Source organism: Pedobacter sp. WC2423, assembly GCF_040822065.1.
GTDB lineage: Bacteria > Bacteroidota > Bacteroidia > Sphingobacteriales > Sphingobacteriaceae > Pedobacter.
The window spans coordinates 1,895,940-1,914,528 of sequence record NZ_CP162005.1 but is presented as its reverse complement, the minus strand read 5'-3'; the positions used below and the strand labels follow the sequence as shown (position 1 = coordinate 1,914,528).

Annotated in this window: 24 protein-coding genes; 6 read left to right on the top strand and 18 right to left on the bottom strand. The window is 40.4% G+C overall.

What is annotated here, in order from left to right; translation table 11 throughout:
* Window position 1: 1 nt before the first annotated feature.
* The 18 genes from AB3G38_RS07675 to AB3G38_RS07590 form a co-directional block, all read right to left on the bottom strand.
* Window positions 2–472, bottom strand: coding sequence for a hypothetical protein (locus tag AB3G38_RS07675; RefSeq protein WP_367867907.1), 471 nt, complete (start codon window positions 470–472; stop codon window positions 2–4).
* Window positions 460–1,290, bottom strand: coding sequence for a hypothetical protein (locus AB3G38_RS07670; RefSeq protein WP_367867906.1), 831 nt, complete (start codon window positions 1,288–1,290; stop codon window positions 460–462). The genes AB3G38_RS07675 and AB3G38_RS07670 overlap by 13 nt, the downstream gene beginning before the upstream one ends.
* Window positions 1,283–1,762 (bottom strand): hypothetical protein, encoded by a 480-nt coding sequence (locus tag AB3G38_RS07665; protein ID WP_367867905.1) that lies wholly within the window; start codon window positions 1,760–1,762, stop codon window positions 1,283–1,285. The genes AB3G38_RS07670 and AB3G38_RS07665 overlap by 8 nt, the downstream gene beginning before the upstream one ends.
* Window positions 1,755–2,591 carry a hypothetical protein gene (locus tag AB3G38_RS07660; RefSeq protein WP_367867904.1) on the bottom strand — a complete coding sequence of 279 codons (837 nt, stop codon included), beginning with the start codon at window positions 2,589–2,591 and terminating at the stop codon, window positions 1,755–1,757. The genes AB3G38_RS07665 and AB3G38_RS07660 overlap by 8 nt, the downstream gene beginning before the upstream one ends.
* Window positions 2,592–2,594: 3 nt before the next feature.
* Window positions 2,595–2,882: a hypothetical protein gene (locus tag AB3G38_RS07655; RefSeq protein WP_367867903.1), complete on the bottom strand. Its 288-nt coding sequence runs from the start codon at window positions 2,880–2,882 to the stop codon at window positions 2,595–2,597.
* Complete coding sequence (locus AB3G38_RS07650; protein WP_367867902.1) at window positions 2,867–3,427, bottom strand: hypothetical protein; 561 nt, start codon at window positions 3,425–3,427, stop codon at window positions 2,867–2,869. The genes AB3G38_RS07655 and AB3G38_RS07650 overlap by 16 nt, the downstream gene beginning before the upstream one ends.
* Window positions 3,399–3,755 carry a putative holin-like toxin gene (locus AB3G38_RS07645; RefSeq protein WP_367867901.1) on the bottom strand — a complete coding sequence of 119 codons (357 nt, stop codon included), beginning with the start codon at window positions 3,753–3,755 and terminating at the stop codon, window positions 3,399–3,401. The genes AB3G38_RS07650 and AB3G38_RS07645 overlap by 29 nt, the downstream gene beginning before the upstream one ends.
* Complete coding sequence (locus tag AB3G38_RS07640; RefSeq protein ID WP_367867900.1) at window positions 3,752–4,039, bottom strand: hypothetical protein; 288 nt, start codon at window positions 4,037–4,039, stop codon at window positions 3,752–3,754. The genes AB3G38_RS07645 and AB3G38_RS07640 overlap by 4 nt, the downstream gene beginning before the upstream one ends.
* A gap of 3 nt (window positions 4,040–4,042) precedes the next feature.
* Window positions 4,043–4,264: a hypothetical protein gene (locus AB3G38_RS07635; RefSeq protein WP_367867899.1), complete on the bottom strand. Its 222-nt coding sequence runs from the start codon at window positions 4,262–4,264 to the stop codon at window positions 4,043–4,045.
* Window positions 4,264–4,743 carry a hypothetical protein gene (locus AB3G38_RS07630; protein ID WP_367867898.1) on the bottom strand — a complete coding sequence of 160 codons (480 nt, stop codon included), beginning with the start codon at window positions 4,741–4,743 and terminating at the stop codon, window positions 4,264–4,266. The genes AB3G38_RS07635 and AB3G38_RS07630 overlap by 1 nt, the downstream gene beginning before the upstream one ends.
* Before the next feature lie 2 nt (window positions 4,744–4,745).
* Window positions 4,746–5,717 carry a hypothetical protein gene (locus tag AB3G38_RS07625; RefSeq protein ID WP_367867897.1) on the bottom strand — a complete coding sequence of 324 codons (972 nt, stop codon included), beginning with the start codon at window positions 5,715–5,717 and terminating at the stop codon, window positions 4,746–4,748.
* 1 nt (window position 5,718) lies between these two features.
* Entirely contained in the window at window positions 5,719–6,318 is a 600-nt protein-coding gene (locus AB3G38_RS07620) for a DUF6046 domain-containing protein (protein WP_367867896.1), read from the bottom strand.
* A 256-nt stretch (window positions 6,319–6,574) separates the two neighbouring features.
* A complete protein-coding gene (locus AB3G38_RS07615) occupies window positions 6,575–6,928 on the bottom strand; it encodes a hypothetical protein (protein ID WP_367867895.1) in 354 nt (117 codons plus the stop codon).
* 33 nt (window positions 6,929–6,961) lie between these two features.
* Window positions 6,962–7,375 (bottom strand): hypothetical protein, encoded by a 414-nt coding sequence (locus tag AB3G38_RS07610; RefSeq protein ID WP_367867894.1) that lies wholly within the window; start codon window positions 7,373–7,375, stop codon window positions 6,962–6,964.
* Complete coding sequence (locus tag AB3G38_RS07605; protein ID WP_367867893.1) at window positions 7,375–8,652, bottom strand: DUF2586 family protein; 1,278 nt, start codon at window positions 8,650–8,652, stop codon at window positions 7,375–7,377. Before AB3G38_RS07605 ends, AB3G38_RS07610 begins: the two co-directional genes overlap by 1 nt.
* Before the next feature lie 11 nt (window positions 8,653–8,663).
* A complete protein-coding gene (locus tag AB3G38_RS07600; protein WP_367867892.1) occupies window positions 8,664–9,083 on the bottom strand; it encodes a hypothetical protein in 420 nt (139 codons plus the stop codon).
* Between the two features lie 89 nt (window positions 9,084–9,172).
* On the bottom strand, window positions 9,173–10,219 hold the full coding sequence (locus AB3G38_RS07595) for a hypothetical protein (protein WP_367867891.1): 1,047 nt from the start codon (window positions 10,217–10,219) through the stop codon (window positions 9,173–9,175).
* A gap of 76 nt (window positions 10,220–10,295) precedes the next feature.
* Window positions 10,296–11,459, bottom strand: coding sequence for a head maturation protease, ClpP-related (locus AB3G38_RS07590; protein ID WP_367867890.1), 1,164 nt, complete (start codon window positions 11,457–11,459; stop codon window positions 10,296–10,298).
* 142 nt (window positions 11,460–11,601) lie between these two features.
* On the opposite strand from AB3G38_RS07590, the gene AB3G38_RS07585 reads away from it, so the two are divergent.
* The 6 genes from AB3G38_RS07585 to AB3G38_RS07560 all read left to right on the top strand — a co-directional run bounded on the left by AB3G38_RS07585 (window position 11,602) and on the right by AB3G38_RS07560 (window position 18,589).
* Entirely contained in the window at window positions 11,602–12,024 is a 423-nt protein-coding gene (locus tag AB3G38_RS07585) for a hypothetical protein (RefSeq protein WP_367867889.1), read from the top strand.
* Window positions 12,017–13,579 (top strand): hypothetical protein, encoded by a 1,563-nt coding sequence (locus AB3G38_RS07580; RefSeq protein WP_367867888.1) that lies wholly within the window; start codon window positions 12,017–12,019, stop codon window positions 13,577–13,579. Before AB3G38_RS07585 ends, AB3G38_RS07580 begins: the two co-directional genes overlap by 8 nt.
* A gap of 1 nt (window position 13,580) precedes the next feature.
* Window positions 13,581–14,024 (top strand): phage protein Gp36 family protein, encoded by a 444-nt coding sequence (locus tag AB3G38_RS07575; protein ID WP_367867887.1) that lies wholly within the window; start codon window positions 13,581–13,583, stop codon window positions 14,022–14,024.
* A 29-nt stretch (window positions 14,025–14,053) separates the two neighbouring features.
* Window positions 14,054–15,322 (top strand): DUF935 family protein, encoded by a 1,269-nt coding sequence (locus AB3G38_RS07570; RefSeq protein ID WP_367867886.1) that lies wholly within the window; start codon window positions 14,054–14,056, stop codon window positions 15,320–15,322.
* Window positions 15,323–15,342: 20 nt separating this feature from the next.
* Entirely contained in the window at window positions 15,343–16,677 is a 1,335-nt protein-coding gene (locus AB3G38_RS07565; protein ID WP_367867885.1) for a phage minor head protein, read from the top strand.
* An 82-nt stretch (window positions 16,678–16,759) separates the two neighbouring features.
* The gene (locus tag AB3G38_RS07560; protein ID WP_367867884.1) at window positions 16,760–18,589 is read left to right on the top strand and encodes a phage tail tape measure protein; all 1,830 of its coding nucleotides are present in this window, start codon (window positions 16,760–16,762) and stop codon (window positions 18,587–18,589) included.

Below are 18,589 nucleotides of genomic sequence, written 5' to 3'. Positions count from 1 at the left end.
ATTATATAATTGTTAGGATGCCAGGCATGACACCGGTGAACTTTACTTGTTGAATTTTGCCAGCAGAAAAAGTAATGCTCATTGCAGGAAAATAAGATGATCTATTTGCACCATCAATCCATAAGCCTTGATAAACTATACTTACATTGCCGTGCTTTTGAGCGAAAGTTTTAGTATCATTTGGCACAATAGCTGTCTGCCAATTAATGATAAAATCACCTTCAGGTGTATTTATATTGCTTTTTGATGCAAAGGATAGGTTACCAATTCCGTGAGCGTTCAAATCGTTCATATGGCTGGTCAAAGCATCAGCATCAGCCTTTTCATTAAACCTTTCATCAAGACTTTCAATTGCATTAATAGGTATCTTTTCCTCTTTATGCCAGAAACTTTCCCACGTACTCCAAAATTGTAATTGAGTAGGCTTTAAACCAGTTTTAAACCAGTTTTTTATCGTATTTAAACTTGCCATAATTGTTTTCTTATGATGTAAAAGAGCGAATAGTAAAGAGGCATATTATTGTGAGCTTGCCCCCCGCCGACCGCTCCGCTTTCCTCGTTACTTGTTGCATAGCCTTCTCCTTGCTTAAAAGGCCAGTGAACACCTGCTGAAGTTGGATTGGTACTGGTAGGATGGGTATGGCTTGGCATCTCTTCAATTGTTAGAGTATGTTTATTTTCACCTCCTTGATCACCCAGAGCATAAGTCAACCCCGCACCAAGAACAAACCGATCTCTTAACTCTTCGCACAGCTCATAACCATCAGGAATATCTTCAAGCAGTCCTTTCCACATCAATACCATCCCCGGTTGGATTAAAGCGTTAATTTTATCATTCAACACCTTAATTGCTTTAGAGGTTGCGAGCGTGCTTTCGGAATCGCTATCAATCGCGCTGCTTGCCTGACTTGGAAGATTTCGGAATGTTTTTAAATCCTTGATTCGTAACAGGTCACTAAAGAGTGTAAAATTTGAGCCTGTACCAAATACAGCATAACGCGTTACAAAAACTTGTTTTTCAGATCCGTTTTCAAAAGATCTATTTACAACCTCTTCAACAATTACGACCTTAGTTTGCAATCCTCCACCTTTAAAAGGCAATACTTCACCATTGATGACAACAAATCCATCGGTCACATTAGCCCCATTGACGACCACACCCGATAAAATGAAGTTATCACCAGCTATTGCAGCAAGAGATTGTAATGCCCGATAACTTTCCTGAACAAAGTTTAAAGTATCCGTTTCGAGTGGGAAACCTCCTGTTTGCTGAAATATTACTTTATTCATCGTATTCTATTTTATAGCGTTTACTTGCCAGTTTATAAAAATCAATTGCCGCTTTCATCTGGTGGATGACAGCATTAAGGTTAAAGCCTATAGGGATGATCACCCTGAAATCAACGCCTGAATCTGCGTAATCTGAAGCTTGCCTCAAATACATTTTACCTAAGTATTTGGGTTGCTTCTCTGCATTGGTGTAGATATAATTCCGATCGTACTTACTACCCTCTGCTATATATATCCTTCGTAATCCGGGGTCGAAAGAATCATTTAATACCTTCCTGAGAAAACAAACCTGTCCATTGTGTGCCAGCGTGTAAAGATTCGCAGATCGAAAGGCTTTAAATTTACTGTCAATCATTTTTACGGGACTGACAAGGCATTGCAACCAGGTCAACCATTTCAGCTGTCTGAGATCAACAGGCAAATTCAGAGAGATCAGTCTATTAAAATCAACTTCAAATATTTTATCAAGCATTTGGCACGTAGGTTATATTATTATAATTGACGACCTCGAAATATCCGCTCTCAGGAATTTTCTTTACCTGAATAGCTTGTATCTCTCCATAAGCTCCACTTGTGGCACTGATCCAAGATGTTTCAGCGTTTTTGATGTCAGGAATAGCAACCCCTTTAACCAGTTGTAGCTTATCGGTAAGGTGTGCTAACACCAGCTCGCCATTAAAAGGCAATTCCCTCATGTAGCTTTCAATTGCAATTTCTACCGGTTTACCACCATCAACAATGCTATTACCTTGCGCATCCAAGACCAGGGGATCATAATAAATTACCATTGTTATGTATAACCTATCTGGTAAATAACTGATAATTGATACGCTTACCCCGGCATCTTTTATTTCTGCGATATAAGCGGCGAAAGCACTACGTTGTGGTAATGTTATCGGCTGCAACTTTCCATCTGTCTCAGTTGCAACCTTGATAATCAATCTACTTTCAGTTGTTGCCTCCCTGACAGCAGCATACTTGATAATTTTACTTATTAGTATCTGTTCATCTGACAAACCGATATTGTCATATTTGTCGGAATCAGTTACCAGGTCATACCCATATTGGAAATCCAATGCTTTATTCCTATACCATCTTTCCCGGTGTGGCATCTTTTCTGCAAGGGATGCTGACACCTCTTGTTGATGCAAGCTGAATAGCACATCTAAAGACCATATGCAGAAAGCAACCGCATACGTCCACATCCTGCGCACGCTCGTTCTGCTCCCAGACACAGCGATATTGCCAGAGGCCAATTGATCTATAATTATTTGTTGCCAGTATTCTATTGTTTGCGCCATTATTTATGATACTATAAAGTCAATTCCTATTGCCCAGTAGTCTATTCCTTCAGGAAGTTCTATCGCCTTGACTGAACCCGTATCCGTGGCAGGTATAAAATTGTTCTGGAAAAAATACCTTACCATTCCTGCGTCCGATACTTCAGGCAAAATCAACACTGTACCGGGCTTTAACTTCTCTGTGACAGATACCCCGTTAAGCACAGCGATATCAAAAATCACAGATACATCCCCGCAATGCTGAAGCGCAACATCTAACAGAGATTGTCCCTGGTCTACGACTGCTTCCATAACTTTGAAAAGAAAAACATTGCAGCGATGAGCATAAAAGCCAGAACCCAAAACCAAGGCTTATAAAAAACCGAACCTTCACTTTCCGAATTTTTCGTTTCCAGCTTTTTTCCGATCGCACTTTTTTCTTTCGTGATAGAATCCTTCACGGAACTTGATTTCTCGGATACTTTAAAATCAGTCTTTTTAATATCAGTGGTCTTTTTATCCTTAGCGGTATTCTGAGTGCTTTTACTGGAATACTTGACATTCCCCTTAAAACTGGTTTTCCCTGTTTTCGGGTTATATTCAGCACTGTCAGCAGATATCTGAGTATCACTTGTTTTTCCAACTTTTGTTTGATCAGATGTTTTAAACTCTTGATCTGTCCAAGTAAAATATTCAGATGATTTTACAATATTTTCAGATACCGATGACTCAGACTGATTTTTTGCAAATTCATTAGAACTTGCTTTCTGAACTTTACGCGCGCCACATCCAAAAGCAAGTAATGCCAGGCATGTGATGAATGTTGTCTTAAGTGATAATTTTTGAAGTGCTTTCATTGTATGATTTTAATTTGTCAATTTCTGATTCCAGTTCCTTAACCCTTTCCATGAGTTCTTTTTCAGATACCCTGTATTGATTGATCAATTGTTGATTCTCGCGTAACATCTGCATGTTGTCTGCATCTTTTTTCATCAATGTTGTGATCTGCTCCGCGTTTATCTTACCCTGCTCTCTTAGCATTACGATGATATCACCATATGTATCAGCTACCACGTTCTGGACTTCGGCATCAGACTTTTTCTTATTGGTAACTGAAGTGATAAAAGCAGTAACAAAACCACCGAAACCAATTAGTACACTTATAGCTTCTGTCAGGTTTATCATATTGTTATTTTCAAATCTCCAAGCCCATTTTCCAGATCAACATCACAATTCGTGTATCCATCATTTTCAAGCTCAATTTTAATATCCCTTGTCACATTCTGCTTATTAAATACACCGTGCAACCTCCTTAAGGCTCCAAAGCCTACAAAAGGAAATTCGTGCAGTTCTCCTTTATTCAGGGTCATCAATAATTCAACGTGCTGCTGATCACTGTCACCCTCATACCATTCGTCACCCAGATCTACCAGGTCAAAATCTTCATTTAGTAGTATATCGTTTCTCATGGCCTAATTCAGTTTTCCAGTACCAGTACCGGTCACAGCTCCACCAGTTGCAGACGTGCCGACAACATTTGTGGTGACATCACCACTTTTAACGTACATCTCAATTGCATTAGCGAGTTTTTGCGCCTGCCTTTCTCTCGCTTCTACCGGATTAACATCCTTATCACTGTCAAAATCGAATAGATCTTTTATGGAATTTTTAAGTGTCTGTTTATCTAATGCCATTACTTTAGGATTTTATTAAGCTTAATTTTCAAATCATTTAATGCTGCAATATTTGGGCTTCGGCCATTGATCACGATGATCTTACCAACTTCATCAATGAAATTGCTCAGGACAGCTCCCAGGGAATCATTGCCGGATTTAATCATACAACCATCTTTATCCAGGTGATACTCCATGTTGCCGATCGTAATTAACACCTTATCAATTTCACTACACTTTAATAGGACAGCATCCGTCTCCTGATTATCAATGATGGCATAGATCACGCTACTATTGTCAGCCGGTATCTCTATCATACGACTTCCGGGCGTGTCATCTGTAGCGTGAAATTGCACATCAAGCAACTCAGGTTGTCCGTCCCGTAACACCGTGCAGTTGTTTTCTTTAATATTTGTTGCCGTACCAATACCTATTGTTCTTACAGCCTGTCCCTGAAGCGTCCTAGTAAATACCTTTTGTAACATTTCTTCAGCAGTCATATTTATATTTTAAATGCCAATTCATTTTTCCGGCTTATGCCTGATGAATTGTACGTTTTTGTAACTTTCTCTATCAAGTACGTTCCTTCCCTGTACGGTTCCCGGCTATCTTTAATAACGAGGCTATCACCTGCGTGGGTTAGCGGAAAACCAAACCCTGTTATGCTTCCGGTATATCCAGTGTACACGCTTTTCTTTAAACGGGCTTCAGCGATTTCTTTAGCCACTTTTGTTGTATCAGCCGCGTATTCTATTGTGTGAACCGTAGCATCTTTATCTTTACTGCCTACTTCGATGTAAGCCTCTTTACTCTTTTTGTTTCGGATCTTAACCCTGACACGCACATTGAATGAATCTTTTGATTTGTACTTTAAATCATTTTGCTTCACATTCGCCTGCATGTCGTAAGTATGCTTAACAGTAAAACCGGGACGCCAATCCCAGGCAAACCCAACGGATAACAGATCGCCTTTTATTTTGCCGAAGAATCCAAATTGTTCTTTGACCTTATCCAGCACCTGGTAAGTACTCGCATTGTTCACCAGGTATTTTCCCATATTCACATCAGGTGATTCTATTTTTTTGATGAACGTTCCCTTTGTAATATCAGTTAGCAGATTTTTCAAAGTCACAGCACCATAGGATTTCACAAAATTGTTTTGCCGGATCGGGTACACCTGGTCACAGATAATCTCTAAAGGGATATCTGCCGATATCTCTCTCACATATCCTTCAAACTCTGTGTTAATGCCAGTTTCAACATACCCGAATTCTATTTTAACCACATCACCTGCCTTTATGTAATCAAGCGGATATTTACCATCCAGTTGTTTATAAAACCTCGGAAGAATGATTTTCGCAACATCACTCAATTCAGTCACGCTTTCAGTGATTTCCACCTCATTTATATGATCAAAGTATATCTTACCAATAGTGACCTTTGCGATCATATTCAAGTATGCAAGCTGCTCCATGCTAATTGTTGTTTTTAAGAAAGAAAAACTCAATAGGCTTGATACTACGTGCAGACAAAGTGTATTGCATCGTATCTGCATAACCGGCTACACCAGCAATTTCAAAATCCGTGACGTACATATTCTTTATTCCCAGGGTATCGAATAATTCGGATTCCACAACCAAGGCGGCATCCACCTCAAAGAACTCATTCATTGTTCTAACCTCTGCTTTGGGGAACTGGTGCTTTGCCATATCAACCAATACACCTTGCAATTTTATATCCCAGCTTTTGGTTCCGTAACGTTCAACCACTTCGGCATCCGTACCGTCAATTTCAGTGATGATCAGTTTTTTACCACGTGAAAAGCTGATCATCGGTGGTGGAGCAAAGAACTGTGTACCTGATGTTGCAGTCAACATATTCCCGAATGACATCATCTGGAGATCAGTGTTACGGATAACCATTTCTTCAAAAGAAGCGTCCTGCACAAATACATTTGAAGAGGTGATACCGTTATCTTTGGAAAAATTCTGTTTTCTCAAAGAATCACTTTCGTTAGCAGCGACATAGCCGAAAGCGACTTTTAAACGGGAACCTAAATCAATTACTTTGCTCATTACTTAAATTTTATCGGTAAATAATTATTCTCCGCTAACCACTGGAACTGCCTGTATTTTTCTATCCATTCATCATCTGAAAGCCTTTCGGGGAATTCGATGTGCATGAAATGGGTCAGCTGTGCGTTAATTCTTCTGACCTGGTCATAAACACCGCATTCGGCAGCACTAGAAATCGCAGGATGACTCTCAAGCAGCTCAATGATTTCAAGGGCAACGCCATCGGAGGACTCTATGTCTTCGTCCTCCGATGACGTTAGATGTTTTTTATTTTCGCCTTTCTAACCACAATAGTTTGAGAGATAGCATCTATAGCACCCATGAATAAATCTTCGGCATCTTCGGCGGTTACCTCATCCTTATGAGACAGTAGACAGTTTTTAACCAGGATATCATCTGCTTTCTTAGGTGACTTATCTGACCACTTACTGTATTCACTCATTACTGAGCGGTCAGGTCTGCGAATAAGAACTTCCAAAATCTCATCTGAATCGTCTCTTTCAAGTTCAGCTGTAATAACAGCACCTGTTTTTGGCCATTTGGCTTTAGCAGCATTAACCATATCCTGAGTAATGCCAGCAGGCAATTTTTGAATTTCTTTCTTTTCCATTTTAGGGACGTTTTAAACGTGTTTAAATAATTTTTAAGTAAGCAGGTTAACAGATATAGCAAATAGGTCGTATTGTTTTTTTAGACCCATTTCGCCTGTTACCTCGCGGCCTTCGCTTTGGAATTTGGCAACAATAGTATCATTGATGATTTCGTTATAATCATTCACGAATGACACCTGAATTGTTACCGGTGGTAGATTCAGCAGACTTCCTCCCGCTTTCTTTTCTAAGCGTATTGAGTCAGCCATAAGCATAGTCACTGAAGCAGTCGGGGTGATTTTCCCCATACTCCAGCTGGTAGCTTTATTTCCCAAACCAAAGTTCAATTGATGCTCCTGTTCGTTGGAGTAAGTAATCTCTGAAACCTCATCGAAGATTTCACCGTCAATTACAATCTGAGCATCACCGCTGTCATAAGCTTTTCCATTTTTGGTTATTGTACTCATTACAATGTGGTTTTAAGACTGATAGTACCTTTAATAGAGTTAATTGTACCGGTAGGCTGTAGAATAAAATCTACTTCCAATGTTTTATCCCCGGTAAGGAGATTGCTGTTAGGGTTCGTATAGGTTTTCCCGCCACTGATAAAGCCTGAATTTTCCAGATCCGAAAAGACGTCATCACCAATTTTATTGAAGTTCTTTACAACACCCACCGGTAGTTTTCCGGTTTTAGCATTCACGGGTTGAACGCTTTTGATTTTAGGCATAAAGGCGGCACGTAAAAGCCTTACAGCATGATCCAGCGTTGTACCATATGAAATAGTATTTTCGTTCATCACACCATCAGCATCAACAATTTCAGGGGCACACACATGGTCATTGTTCCACCTGTAGCCAGAAATGCCAGTATAAGTGATTGGAAAAATATATCCTTTGCTATCCAGGGTAATAAGCGACCCTTCTACATCCTCAATGGTTTGATGCGAACTTAGACCACCAGTGATAAATTTACCTTTGGCAGCAGTTGTTAAATTCAGCGTTTCGACTTCACCGATATTCTGATTTACATTGATGCCGGCAAGGATACCAAGCGCAAGCCCTACAGATGCATATTTTTTGCCAGAAGCAAATGCCAGGGACTCCGCGTAATCCCAATCCTGACCAATAACTATACTCACTTTATCGGCTTCTAATGGGATATTCGCACCAGTAACTAGTGTCTTCAAGTTGATCACCGTTGCAGCGTTACCGCCGTACGAACGGCCTTCTAACAATACTTGCATTGGTCTTTCAGTCTCAAAACACCACAAGGCAAATTCTTGAGCGGCCGAAATTGCTGACCTGATGTTTGAACTCAGACCATCGGTTAAAGTTTCAGGAGCCTGAACTGTGAACAGTCCATTATAAGCGAAAGCAATTCGCCTCATTTCACCTTTTGCGTATGCAACTAATTTCTTAGCGTAAATGCCATCTGCATCAGCAAGAGCCACGGCCGGAGTAACGGACTGAGCAATGACCATCAGATAAAGCTTTGTCCCGATGACACTGCCCCTGTAAAACTCATCAATGTGATGAAAGAGAACCACTGAATTAGCTGCATCATACGCGGCATCTATACCAAGCTGCTTAGCATCATCAGGGCTGTATATCGCATAAGGCTGACCAAGCACCAATTTACCTACAACCGCTACACCATTGGCAATCACGCCACTGATAGAGGTCACTTGTGAATTGATGCTATCGTCTGGTTTCGCCTTATTAAATTCTACTGCTTTATTCATTTTTTACTGAATTAGAAAGAGTGAGTAATGATTTTGGTTTTGTCGTTAGATACGCTCAACATCACAAGGTTCTGAGAAGTAAAAAATTCACCTTTAGGATTTTCAAAAACGTCATCCACATTGTGTGCATCCGCAATTTCTTTTGCGCGTTCCCGGTTACCCTTTGTGGTAATATTTTCCTTAGCTTCCTGAATATTTTTAAGGATTTCCTGCACAGGAACTTTTTTGGTTGTTCTTGGTGTAGCTGCGCTGTCTCCGACAATAGGTTTTTGAACCAATGGTTTAACGATATCAATCTCATCACCAAGCTTGAAACCTTTTTCAAGTATTTCAGGCTGATTTTTAAGGTTAGCAGCAGTTAATTTGTGTTTTACAGTTTCGCCTGCAAATCCCTCAGCGGGAAATTCTAATATGATTTTTTGGAATCCCATGATATATAATTTTTGTGAGGCAATAAGCTTCACCCGAAGCTTATTGCTAATAATTTAAAACTGTTTACTTATGCTTGAACTGTTATCAGTTATGCGTTACCAGACACAATTGCGCCCCTTTGCTCTTCAGCAGTTGGCAATACAATACCGTATTGACGGAAGTTGACCAGGTTACGTTGATACTGTGTATCGTTTTTAGCTTCAGAGAAGTACATTTTTGTCCAACCCATCGCCTTAGCAGCCCTATCCAGTGAGAAAAGCACAGATGCCTTATGATCTGTTACAGCTGGGACCGCTCCATAAGCCAATTTCACTTTGGTAGTGGGATTGAAATACGGGTTGCTGATATGAGTATGCACATCAAAAGAGAGCAAGTTTTGCTGAACCGCACCTGTAGCCCTGTTAAAGAAGAATCCTTCCAGTTTCTTATCTTCCCAGATCAAGTCATTCACGTGTTGACTTGATAAAACCAAACGCCTTGATGCCTCGTCAATTTCAAGATCATCAGCAGCAGTTTTTAAGGTCAACAAATCACCCATTTTCATACGAATACGACCAGTGGGATCAGCTTCACCAGTAGTAAGAAGCACAGGCATTTTAGCTGTATTTCCCGCTGGGGCCAAAGCATGCAAAGCCATTTTGATCATCGCTTTTACGATTGCTTTACCGTGACGATCTTTCACCAAATCCATTTTCTTAACAGAACTGGCATACATCTCGTCATCAGTGATTGGAGTTGCTACAGTTTGATACTTATTCAATTGGATTAGTATATCATCAATGGCCTGATCAGTGATACCTAAAGGATACGTGGTGTTATTGATCAGTACCTCTGGCAGAACGTTCATAGATGAAATATGAATTGCCTGGGCTTCATCACCAACGTTCGAAACGTACTTTGAGTAATCAGCAATACCCTGCATGAAGGTATCCTTCAAAGCAGCAGTAACAAACTTGATCACTTCACCAGTCCAAATCTCTCTAAAGATGGTAGCCTGAGCCACACCAGACGGTTTAGGAATTACAGTGTAGATAATTGACGCTACTGAGAACAATATCAATGATCCCGAAAAAGAGACATTAAAAAAGTAGGTCAGCGCGGCTGAAAAGGCAATGACATAAAGCATTGCGATCATTAGATTATTAAAATCTTTGATTTTCATTTTGTGTTTATTAGAGCTTTAAAATTTTTGTGAATTAATTGAATGCCGCTTACAGGACAGGCTTTACACCGAATTTTGCCTGATACAATGCCACGAACTTTTCAGGCTCAGCTTTTTGCATTGTTTCAACACCATCAGGATCAGTTTCCTGCCATTTGTCCCACGCCCATGCTGCGCGATCATCGGCACTTGCATTCACTAACGTACCATTGAGCATAGTTATAACCTGTGGAACGGCAGGAGCAGCGGCAGCAGCTGGTGCAGCAGGTGCTGCAGCGGCCGCAACAGAAGGAGTATTTAAACCCAACATTGATTGCAGTACACCAAGTCCAGAAGCTTCACCAACAGCTACAAGGCTCACACGTAAAGAAGCCTCATATTTTTTCTGTGTAGCATTTTCAGCTCCTGAAATCAAGGCTTCTATAGCAGTAGTTTTTAAAGCTTTAGCCTCAGCACCAGAATAATCAATCTTTTGCTGCATTGCGGCCATCACTTCATCATCCGTACTCGCTTCAGTCACACCGGACAAACCGAATTTTGCGATAATTTCTTTTTTCATTTTTTGATCTTTTATAGGGGTTTCGTTATTTGCATTTGAATTAGGTGACATCAGGGCTGCGAAGCGGCCAAAGACAGATTCTACCTGATCGTTTTCCGTAGGCTTGTCTATTTGCACGACATTGTCGACTACAGGTTTTCCAATTGAGGTTATGAGCCCCTCTGCTAAAGCTTCCTCTGCGCTAAACCAGTAATCAGTACCATCAAACCAAGCCTCCACATATTTTTCAGGCTTGCCTGTTCTTGCGACAAAAACTTTTGTGAAGTTTTTTTCCATTCCTGTCAGGAGCTTATAGGCTTGGAACATTTGCTTTTTATTTCCTTGCTGGTATCCAGTTGGGCAATGAACCATTACCCAGGCATTTTCAGCAGCTATGATTTCATCGCATGCCTGCATTACGATACCCATCATAGAAGCAGCCACACCATCAATAAATAATTTAGTTTTAGGCTTACACCTCTGAAGGGCGTTGAACATTACATTACCTTCAAAGACATCACCGCCGAAGCAATGCGCCCGGATATGTATCTCGACAAACTTGCTTGCCATCTCCTCAATAGTGCGGGTAAAGTCTGCGCCTGAAATCCACCATTCGGATATATCTCCGTAAAATTTTAGCTCTCCTATATTTCCGTCCAGCGTCTTGTATTGCATAATTATTCTGCGATTATGACACAAGGATATGGCGATAATTCGGACAAAAAAAAGAACTATAATTGCCTTATAAACAATCTCTTAAAGCTTAGACACTCCGTTATTTTACAGTTTTTTAATCCCTTTTTTTGTGTAAAAAACAATGGCAAAAAAGGACGCGTTACAGCGAAATGCTGAAATGGCATTTATTGAATTGGGATACAATGCCAAGACGATTGCAGAACAATTCGGTGTCACTGAAAAGACTGTTGGCAATTGGAGAAAGGAAGGTGAATGGGACAAACAGCGTGAGGAACTATTAGCGTCACCGGTAAAGGTTAGAGCTATTCTTTTAAAAGAAATTCAACATCTAGCAGCCGGTGGAGAAGCGACAATTGACTCAGACGCACTTTCAAAAGTTTCAAAGGTTATGGAGACGTTCAGTACAAAACTTAGTCCCCAGATGGCAATGACAGTAATTAAGGTACTGGATGACTGGCTTTCAGAGCGCGACCCTGAACTGGCCAATAAAAATTTAGATTATCACAAGAAGTTCATTCTTCATATCATCAATTTGCATGGATAAAAAATGGCTTAAAATCCTTGAGAACTATGATACCCATTGCCAAAAGATAAAGAAGAAAACCACTATTGATCTTAGCGAAACCGCAAAAGAGAAAAAAGACAGGATGGATATTCTCGAAAGTGAATACATCTTGTGGTTTGAGGAATATCTTTCGCATTACGCTAAGTCGAAATGCGCGAAGTATCATAAAAAACTGGCTAAACTTATTATTGGTAATAAGAAAAGCAAAACACTGGCTGAAATCTTTAGATCAGGTGCAAAGTCCGTGCATGTCGGTCTTGGTATTCCTTTATACCTATATTTTGTTAAAAAAGACCTTAATTTTTTCGTTCAGTTTGGTGAAAATGCACCAAAGGCAAAACAACTAATTAGCAGCATACAGGCAGAACTTGAATACAACCAAAAGCTGATCAATGACTATGGCCTGAGAATGGGAAAAGGCAATTGGGCAGATGGTGACTTTTTGACGACCGATGGTGTACGCTTTAAATCCCTTGGCTGGGAGCAGTCAGCACGGGGTCTTCGTGAAGGTGCTGACCGACCTGATTACATCTGTATCGATGATGTGGATAGCAAAAAGCACGTCAATAATGATACAATGATGAGCGATGCTGTTGAAAAGATCCTGGAAGAAATTATGGGCTGTTTTGATGCTTCTGATGGTTCCACTGAACGGCTAGTTTACGCAAACAATAACTTTCATAAAAACAGTATCACCAATAGGCTGAAAATAGAGTTCACCAAAAACATCAAGATTGACAAGCGCGATGGTGATAAATCCGATTATACTGTATTTACAGTTACTGCTGTTGTAGACCTGATCAATTTCGTGTCTAACTGGCCGGAAAAGACTACTTCGGCTTATTGGAAAAAGAAGCATGATAAAAATCCGTCAAGTTTCAAACGTGAATACATGCACATTCATGTGTCAGCTGGCCGGATCTTCAAACCTGATCTGATGCAGTATAAAGAAATGCTCAAACTTCACTTATATGATGCGCTGATAATGATTGGTGATTTATCCTATAAGGACAAAGGAGATTTTAAAGGCTTATACCTTATTGGGAAGATTAGGAAAGAGTACCATATTATCCACTGCTTTTTAAGACAATGCAGCAGGAATCTTGCAGCTGAATGGCTATATGACCTTTATGAAGATCGAAAGCTATTGCGCTATAACATCACCTACACATTTGATGGATTGTTTGCCCAGGGCGATTTTGAAAACGACTTTGATGATGAGGGAGAAACAAGGGGTTATTTTATTCCAATCGTTGCCAATGGAAAATCATATGGGAATAAGTACGACCATATTGAGAGTATCCTCGGACGATTCATAAGAAAATGGGTTTTCTGGAATATTAAGGAAAAAGAGCATTTAGACCAGATAGAAACACTTGATCAGTTCGACAAATTTGAAAAAGGAAGCGGTGCGCATGATGATGGCCCCGATGCTGTAGCTGTAGGATTCAAGGAACTTGACCTGATGACCTTCATTGAAAAATTTGATCCGAGAATCACAGAACGAGAAACGTACCAAGACCAATCATATTAACATGGGAAGATTTTTTAAAGATACTGACTATGCCTTTCAGGTAAAGTCAGAAATATTACGCTTATTGGATGGATCAACTCCAGAGCTGGCAAGTTCTATCAAATTATTAAGAGCAGAGCAGGCAGCAATATCCCAGATGAAAAATAGGTTAGCAGGAAGATTTAATACTGACCTCATATTTTCTGACAGCCTTATTGAACCCGATACCAGGGAGAGCTATATCATTATGATTGGTATCGATATCACCCTTTATCACCTCTATAGCCAAACAGGAAGCAAGGACGTACCCGAACACAGATCAAGCAGGTATCAGGACGCTATAGACTGGCTAAAAGATGTTGGCAATGGAAATTCATTTGCAAATCTACCAAGTGCCTTAACAGATACTTATCAAGGTGAAATCAGGCTTTGGTCTGACAGTAAACCTGAAAACCACAACTGGTAATTAATAATCATTTAAACAACGCTTAAACCATGTTTAATTCAAGAATAGGCCGTGGATATCCGAATCCAAATGCAGCGGCAAAAACAACATCTAAAACCTCAGACATTGGAGTGATCCAACAGCTTGCCGCTGAATTTGCTGATCTGAGCCGGAAAGATATACAGGCATGGAGGGCGGCAATTCAATCCGCTTCAAATCCTGAAACACCGCGATGGTCGTTATTGCAGGATTTGTACGAATATCTCATACCTGATGGACATCTAGGCTCTCAAATGGACATCAGGCGTGGCCTCTCTGAGTCTGTTCGCTATTACATTAGGGACAGCAAGACGAACAAAGAAGACCCGGTAAAATCAAAAACCCTGGAAGTGGAATGGGTATTTGATGCAATAGGTGATTTGATTGATCATGAGTTTTTCGGGTATACGATAATGCAGATTGTCGATCCGATTTTGGGAGTATATCAGTTATTGCCTCGCCGCAATTTTATACCTCAGAAAAACATACTTCTTTTTGAAGCCAATGGAGACAAAGGCATTGACGTAACAGATCCGGCCTTTAAAGGGACAATCATTGTAGTAAAAAGTCGTAACAAATTCGGTATCATGAACGACATCGTGCCCGATTTGATTTGGAAGAAAAATGCGCGTCAGGCATGGGCGATGTTCTCTGAAAAATTCGGCATACCGATGACGACCGCAACAACACGCACAAGAGATAAAAAAGAACTTGACCGCATTGAAATAATGTTGAAGAATTTAGGAAAGGCGTCACAGGCTATCTTTCCCGAAGGCACCACACTGGATATTAAAGACAGCGCGGCTAAAGGTGATCCGTTCAAAGTATTCCTGGAACAAATGAATTACTCTGACCAGCAAATTAGTAAACGCTATTTAGGCGGCACGATGGTCAGCGACAACGGGAGCAGCAAATCGCAATCAGAAGTCCATGAACGGACAATGAACGATATCATTGCAGGAAGGGATAAAAAGAAAGTTGAATTTATTTTCAATGGAAAGATTCTTCCAGTGTTAAGGGATACATTCAGGATGCCATTTTCTGAAACGGATGAATTTGTATTTGATCGTTCACAAAAGTTATCTATTCCCGGAAAATGGGGTATAGTAGCGAAAGCTATTGAGCTAGGTTATCAAATTGACAACGACTGGATCAGCAGTACCTTTGACTTTCCTATTACTGGAAAGGTAGAACCTGTAAAAGCAGCTCCACCAACAAATGAACCGCCTTCAGCCAAAGGTCAGCCAATAGCTTTAGCCAACGGTAGTTTTTTCGCCTAAGCCCTGAAGCAGGGCAGGTATTGACCAAAAGAAAGCTGGATGAAATTTACAGTTGTATTTGTCCGAACTGTTCAGGGCTTAAAGTAAATGCTTTAGGTGATGTTGATATTGATTTAGAAAAGGAAATTGAAAAGCTTGCACATGATTTCTATTATGGTCACCAGACTAAGCGCACTGCGCTAAAGGTTGCGAATAAGGTTGCAGCAACAATATCCGGAGCAGTCGCCCAGGGATACGGGAAAGATGTGTTTAGCGTGGACTGGAATAGCGCGGACAGAAAGCAAATTGAGCATTTACAGCAGAATGTATATCAATTTAGTTTTGCCAAAACGCATGAACAGTTAAAGGCCACTACAGCGGCTTTACACAGTGACGGCAAGATTGTGCCATTTACGGAATTTAGAGAGGTAACACAGCGAATCAACAACGACTACACCAATAGATACCTGCCTATTGAATATAATACCGCTATTGCTTCAGCACAAATGGGTAGCAGGTGGATTCAATATCAGGAAGAAAAGGACGATTTGCCGTTTTTAACCTACAGAACCGTTGGGGATGGAAGAGTTAGATCCTCACATGAAAAATTGGATGGCGTTACCAGGGCAGTTGATGATTTCATATGGGACACCATTTTCACACCTAACGGCTGGAATTGCAGATGTGATATTGAGCAGAGTACAGATGAAAAAGTAACTCCTGTCAGTAAAATTATAATACCTACGGATATACCGCCAATGTTCAAAACTAACCTGGCTAAATCCGGTCTGGTATTTCCTGCTGATCATCCTTATTTTGACAAGCTACCGGAAGCTGTAATAAAGACTGCTGATAACAATAATCCATTCCTGTATGAAAAGACCTATGCAGGTAAAAAAGGTGGATATGTATATCAAAACTCATTGACACCAACTGGAAAGGATTTCAAGGATATATTTTCAATATCAAAAACCCTGGCAAATGCAGGTGATAAAATTGTGATGCTGCCTGAAATTGCCCCGAACAATGAATGGAAAGAAGCATTAAGAAACGTTGTTTTACCAGATGGTGTAAAGCAGGGTAAGAATTCGGATGCGATAGTTAACGGTAACCAGGTGGTACAGTTTAAGACCAGCTCGTCAAATACCCAGGCATCTATTAAAGGGCTGATCAAGGCTGGATCAAAGCAGTCAGATGTGATATGTATCAAGCTAACGGAAAAAGTCGCTGCAAAAGACCTGCAAAGAGCCTTGAAAGGTCAGGTAAAGCAAAGTAAAAGTGTGAGCGAGGTATGGATAATTGATGTTAAGGATAAAATCACCAAATACAACCGGTCTGAGATTGCCGATTTCTTTAAAAAGAGAAAGCAGAAATAAATTTCTGCTTTCTGGATGTGCAAAACCTGAACAAGTCGGGTCAGAACACAGGTCAAATATACAAATAATTTATAATTAAATAATGGGTGCAGGACAGGCAAAAATTGAACTCTTATTAGAGCTTAGAAACAAAATTAAAGCCGGAATGAGCAGCGCAAGGTCACAGATCAACAGCGGGGTCAGCTCGATGAAACTAAAGTTAGCTGAACTAAAAGGCGGCGCATCGGAGGCTTTCAATTCAATTAGTGATCAGATCCCTGGTCTTGATCAGGCGATGAAACTAATTACAAATCCTTATGCGCTGGTAACAGCGGGTGTTGTTGCACTCGCAGCTGCATATATCAAAGCAAGTGGGATGGCCATGGATTGGGCTAAAGGCATGGCGAAAGTCAATGTTACAGCCCAGCTCTCAAAAAATGAATTGGCCGCGCTCAGTGACCAGGTAATGGATATAGGCGCCCGGAACTCTACACCATTGGAAGACGTGCCCGAATCGTTCAACAAGATCGTATCAGCGGGACTTGAAGTAAAGGACGCTTTAGGTGCATTTGAACCTATTTTAAAAGGAGCAAAAGCCGGATTTACTGATCTTGATACGGTTGCAGCTGCGACAGTTGCGACAATGAACAGTACGGGTATTATGAGCGCAACAAAGGTTTTAGACGTATTATTTGCAACGATGAATAAGGGTAATGCCGAATTCAAAGATATTGCAGATTATCTGCCTAAAATCATTCCAATGGCAGACAAGGCCGGACAGAGTTTTGAAGACCTTGCAGGTGCATTTGCGTACTTTACCGCCCAGGGTTTCAAGTCAGATCAGACAGCAACTTTACTGGAAAACACTTTCAAAGCAATATCAGATCCACGGATCACCGATGGCTTTAAAAAGATAGGTGTGAATATTTATGATGCACACGGTAAGGCCAAACCACTATTAATGATATTGGACTCTTTACGCACAAAGCTAAAGGGACTATCATCTGAAGCGAAAAACAAGATTTTCAAAACTATCGGTGCGGATGGCGAAACAGTAACTGCTATTGGTGCGATGCTGAAGGATTACGACAAGCTGAAGGACATTATTGGTTTTACCAATAAGGCACAAGGTCAGTTAAATGAAGCGATGAAAAACGCTGAAACACCAGGTGATGCGTGGGTGATCATCAACAACCAGATTAAGCAGGGAATGATAGAAATCGGACAAACAAGCTTACCAATGATCAAAGCAGTCGGGCAATCCATACTGGATACTATTGCCTATTGGAAAGATCTTTATAAGAATTCTATGATGTTTCGGGATTTGCTTTCTGTTATTGGTGCAGCTTATAAATTCCTATGGGATGCAATTACCTCTGGCACAACAGCTGCCTATGAGATTATTAAAGTTCTTTGGAATGGTATGATATCATTTAAGGATGCCATATTTGGAGCTGGTAACGGATTTGAAGAAATGTACGTAAAAGTTAAACCTTATATCTTGTGGATATTCCAGTATGTAGAGGCAATAGGTTCAGCTTTAAAATCCCTTCTTACTCTTGATATGGCCGGGTTAAGTAATTCATTTAAGGATACAAAATCTTTAAACGAGATCACTAACCAGGTCAACACAGAATATGCAGAACTAAAGAAACCCAAAGAGAAGTTAGTAACTGAAGGTGGTGTTAAAAAGAAGGAGGAAACCACTACCAATAAAGGTGCGAGTGACACGGGCAGCAAAAACGCATCTGGCACAACAGGGACAGCTCAACAGATCAAAAATTTAACAATCAACATGGATTCCATGGTTAAAATGGGTGATTTCGTAAGCAAAAACCAAGAAATAGCGTCAATGAGTAAAAAGCAGCTTGAAGAATGGTTCACGGAACTTGCTGCAAGGATGCTCCGCAATTTAGAAACTTCATACAACTAA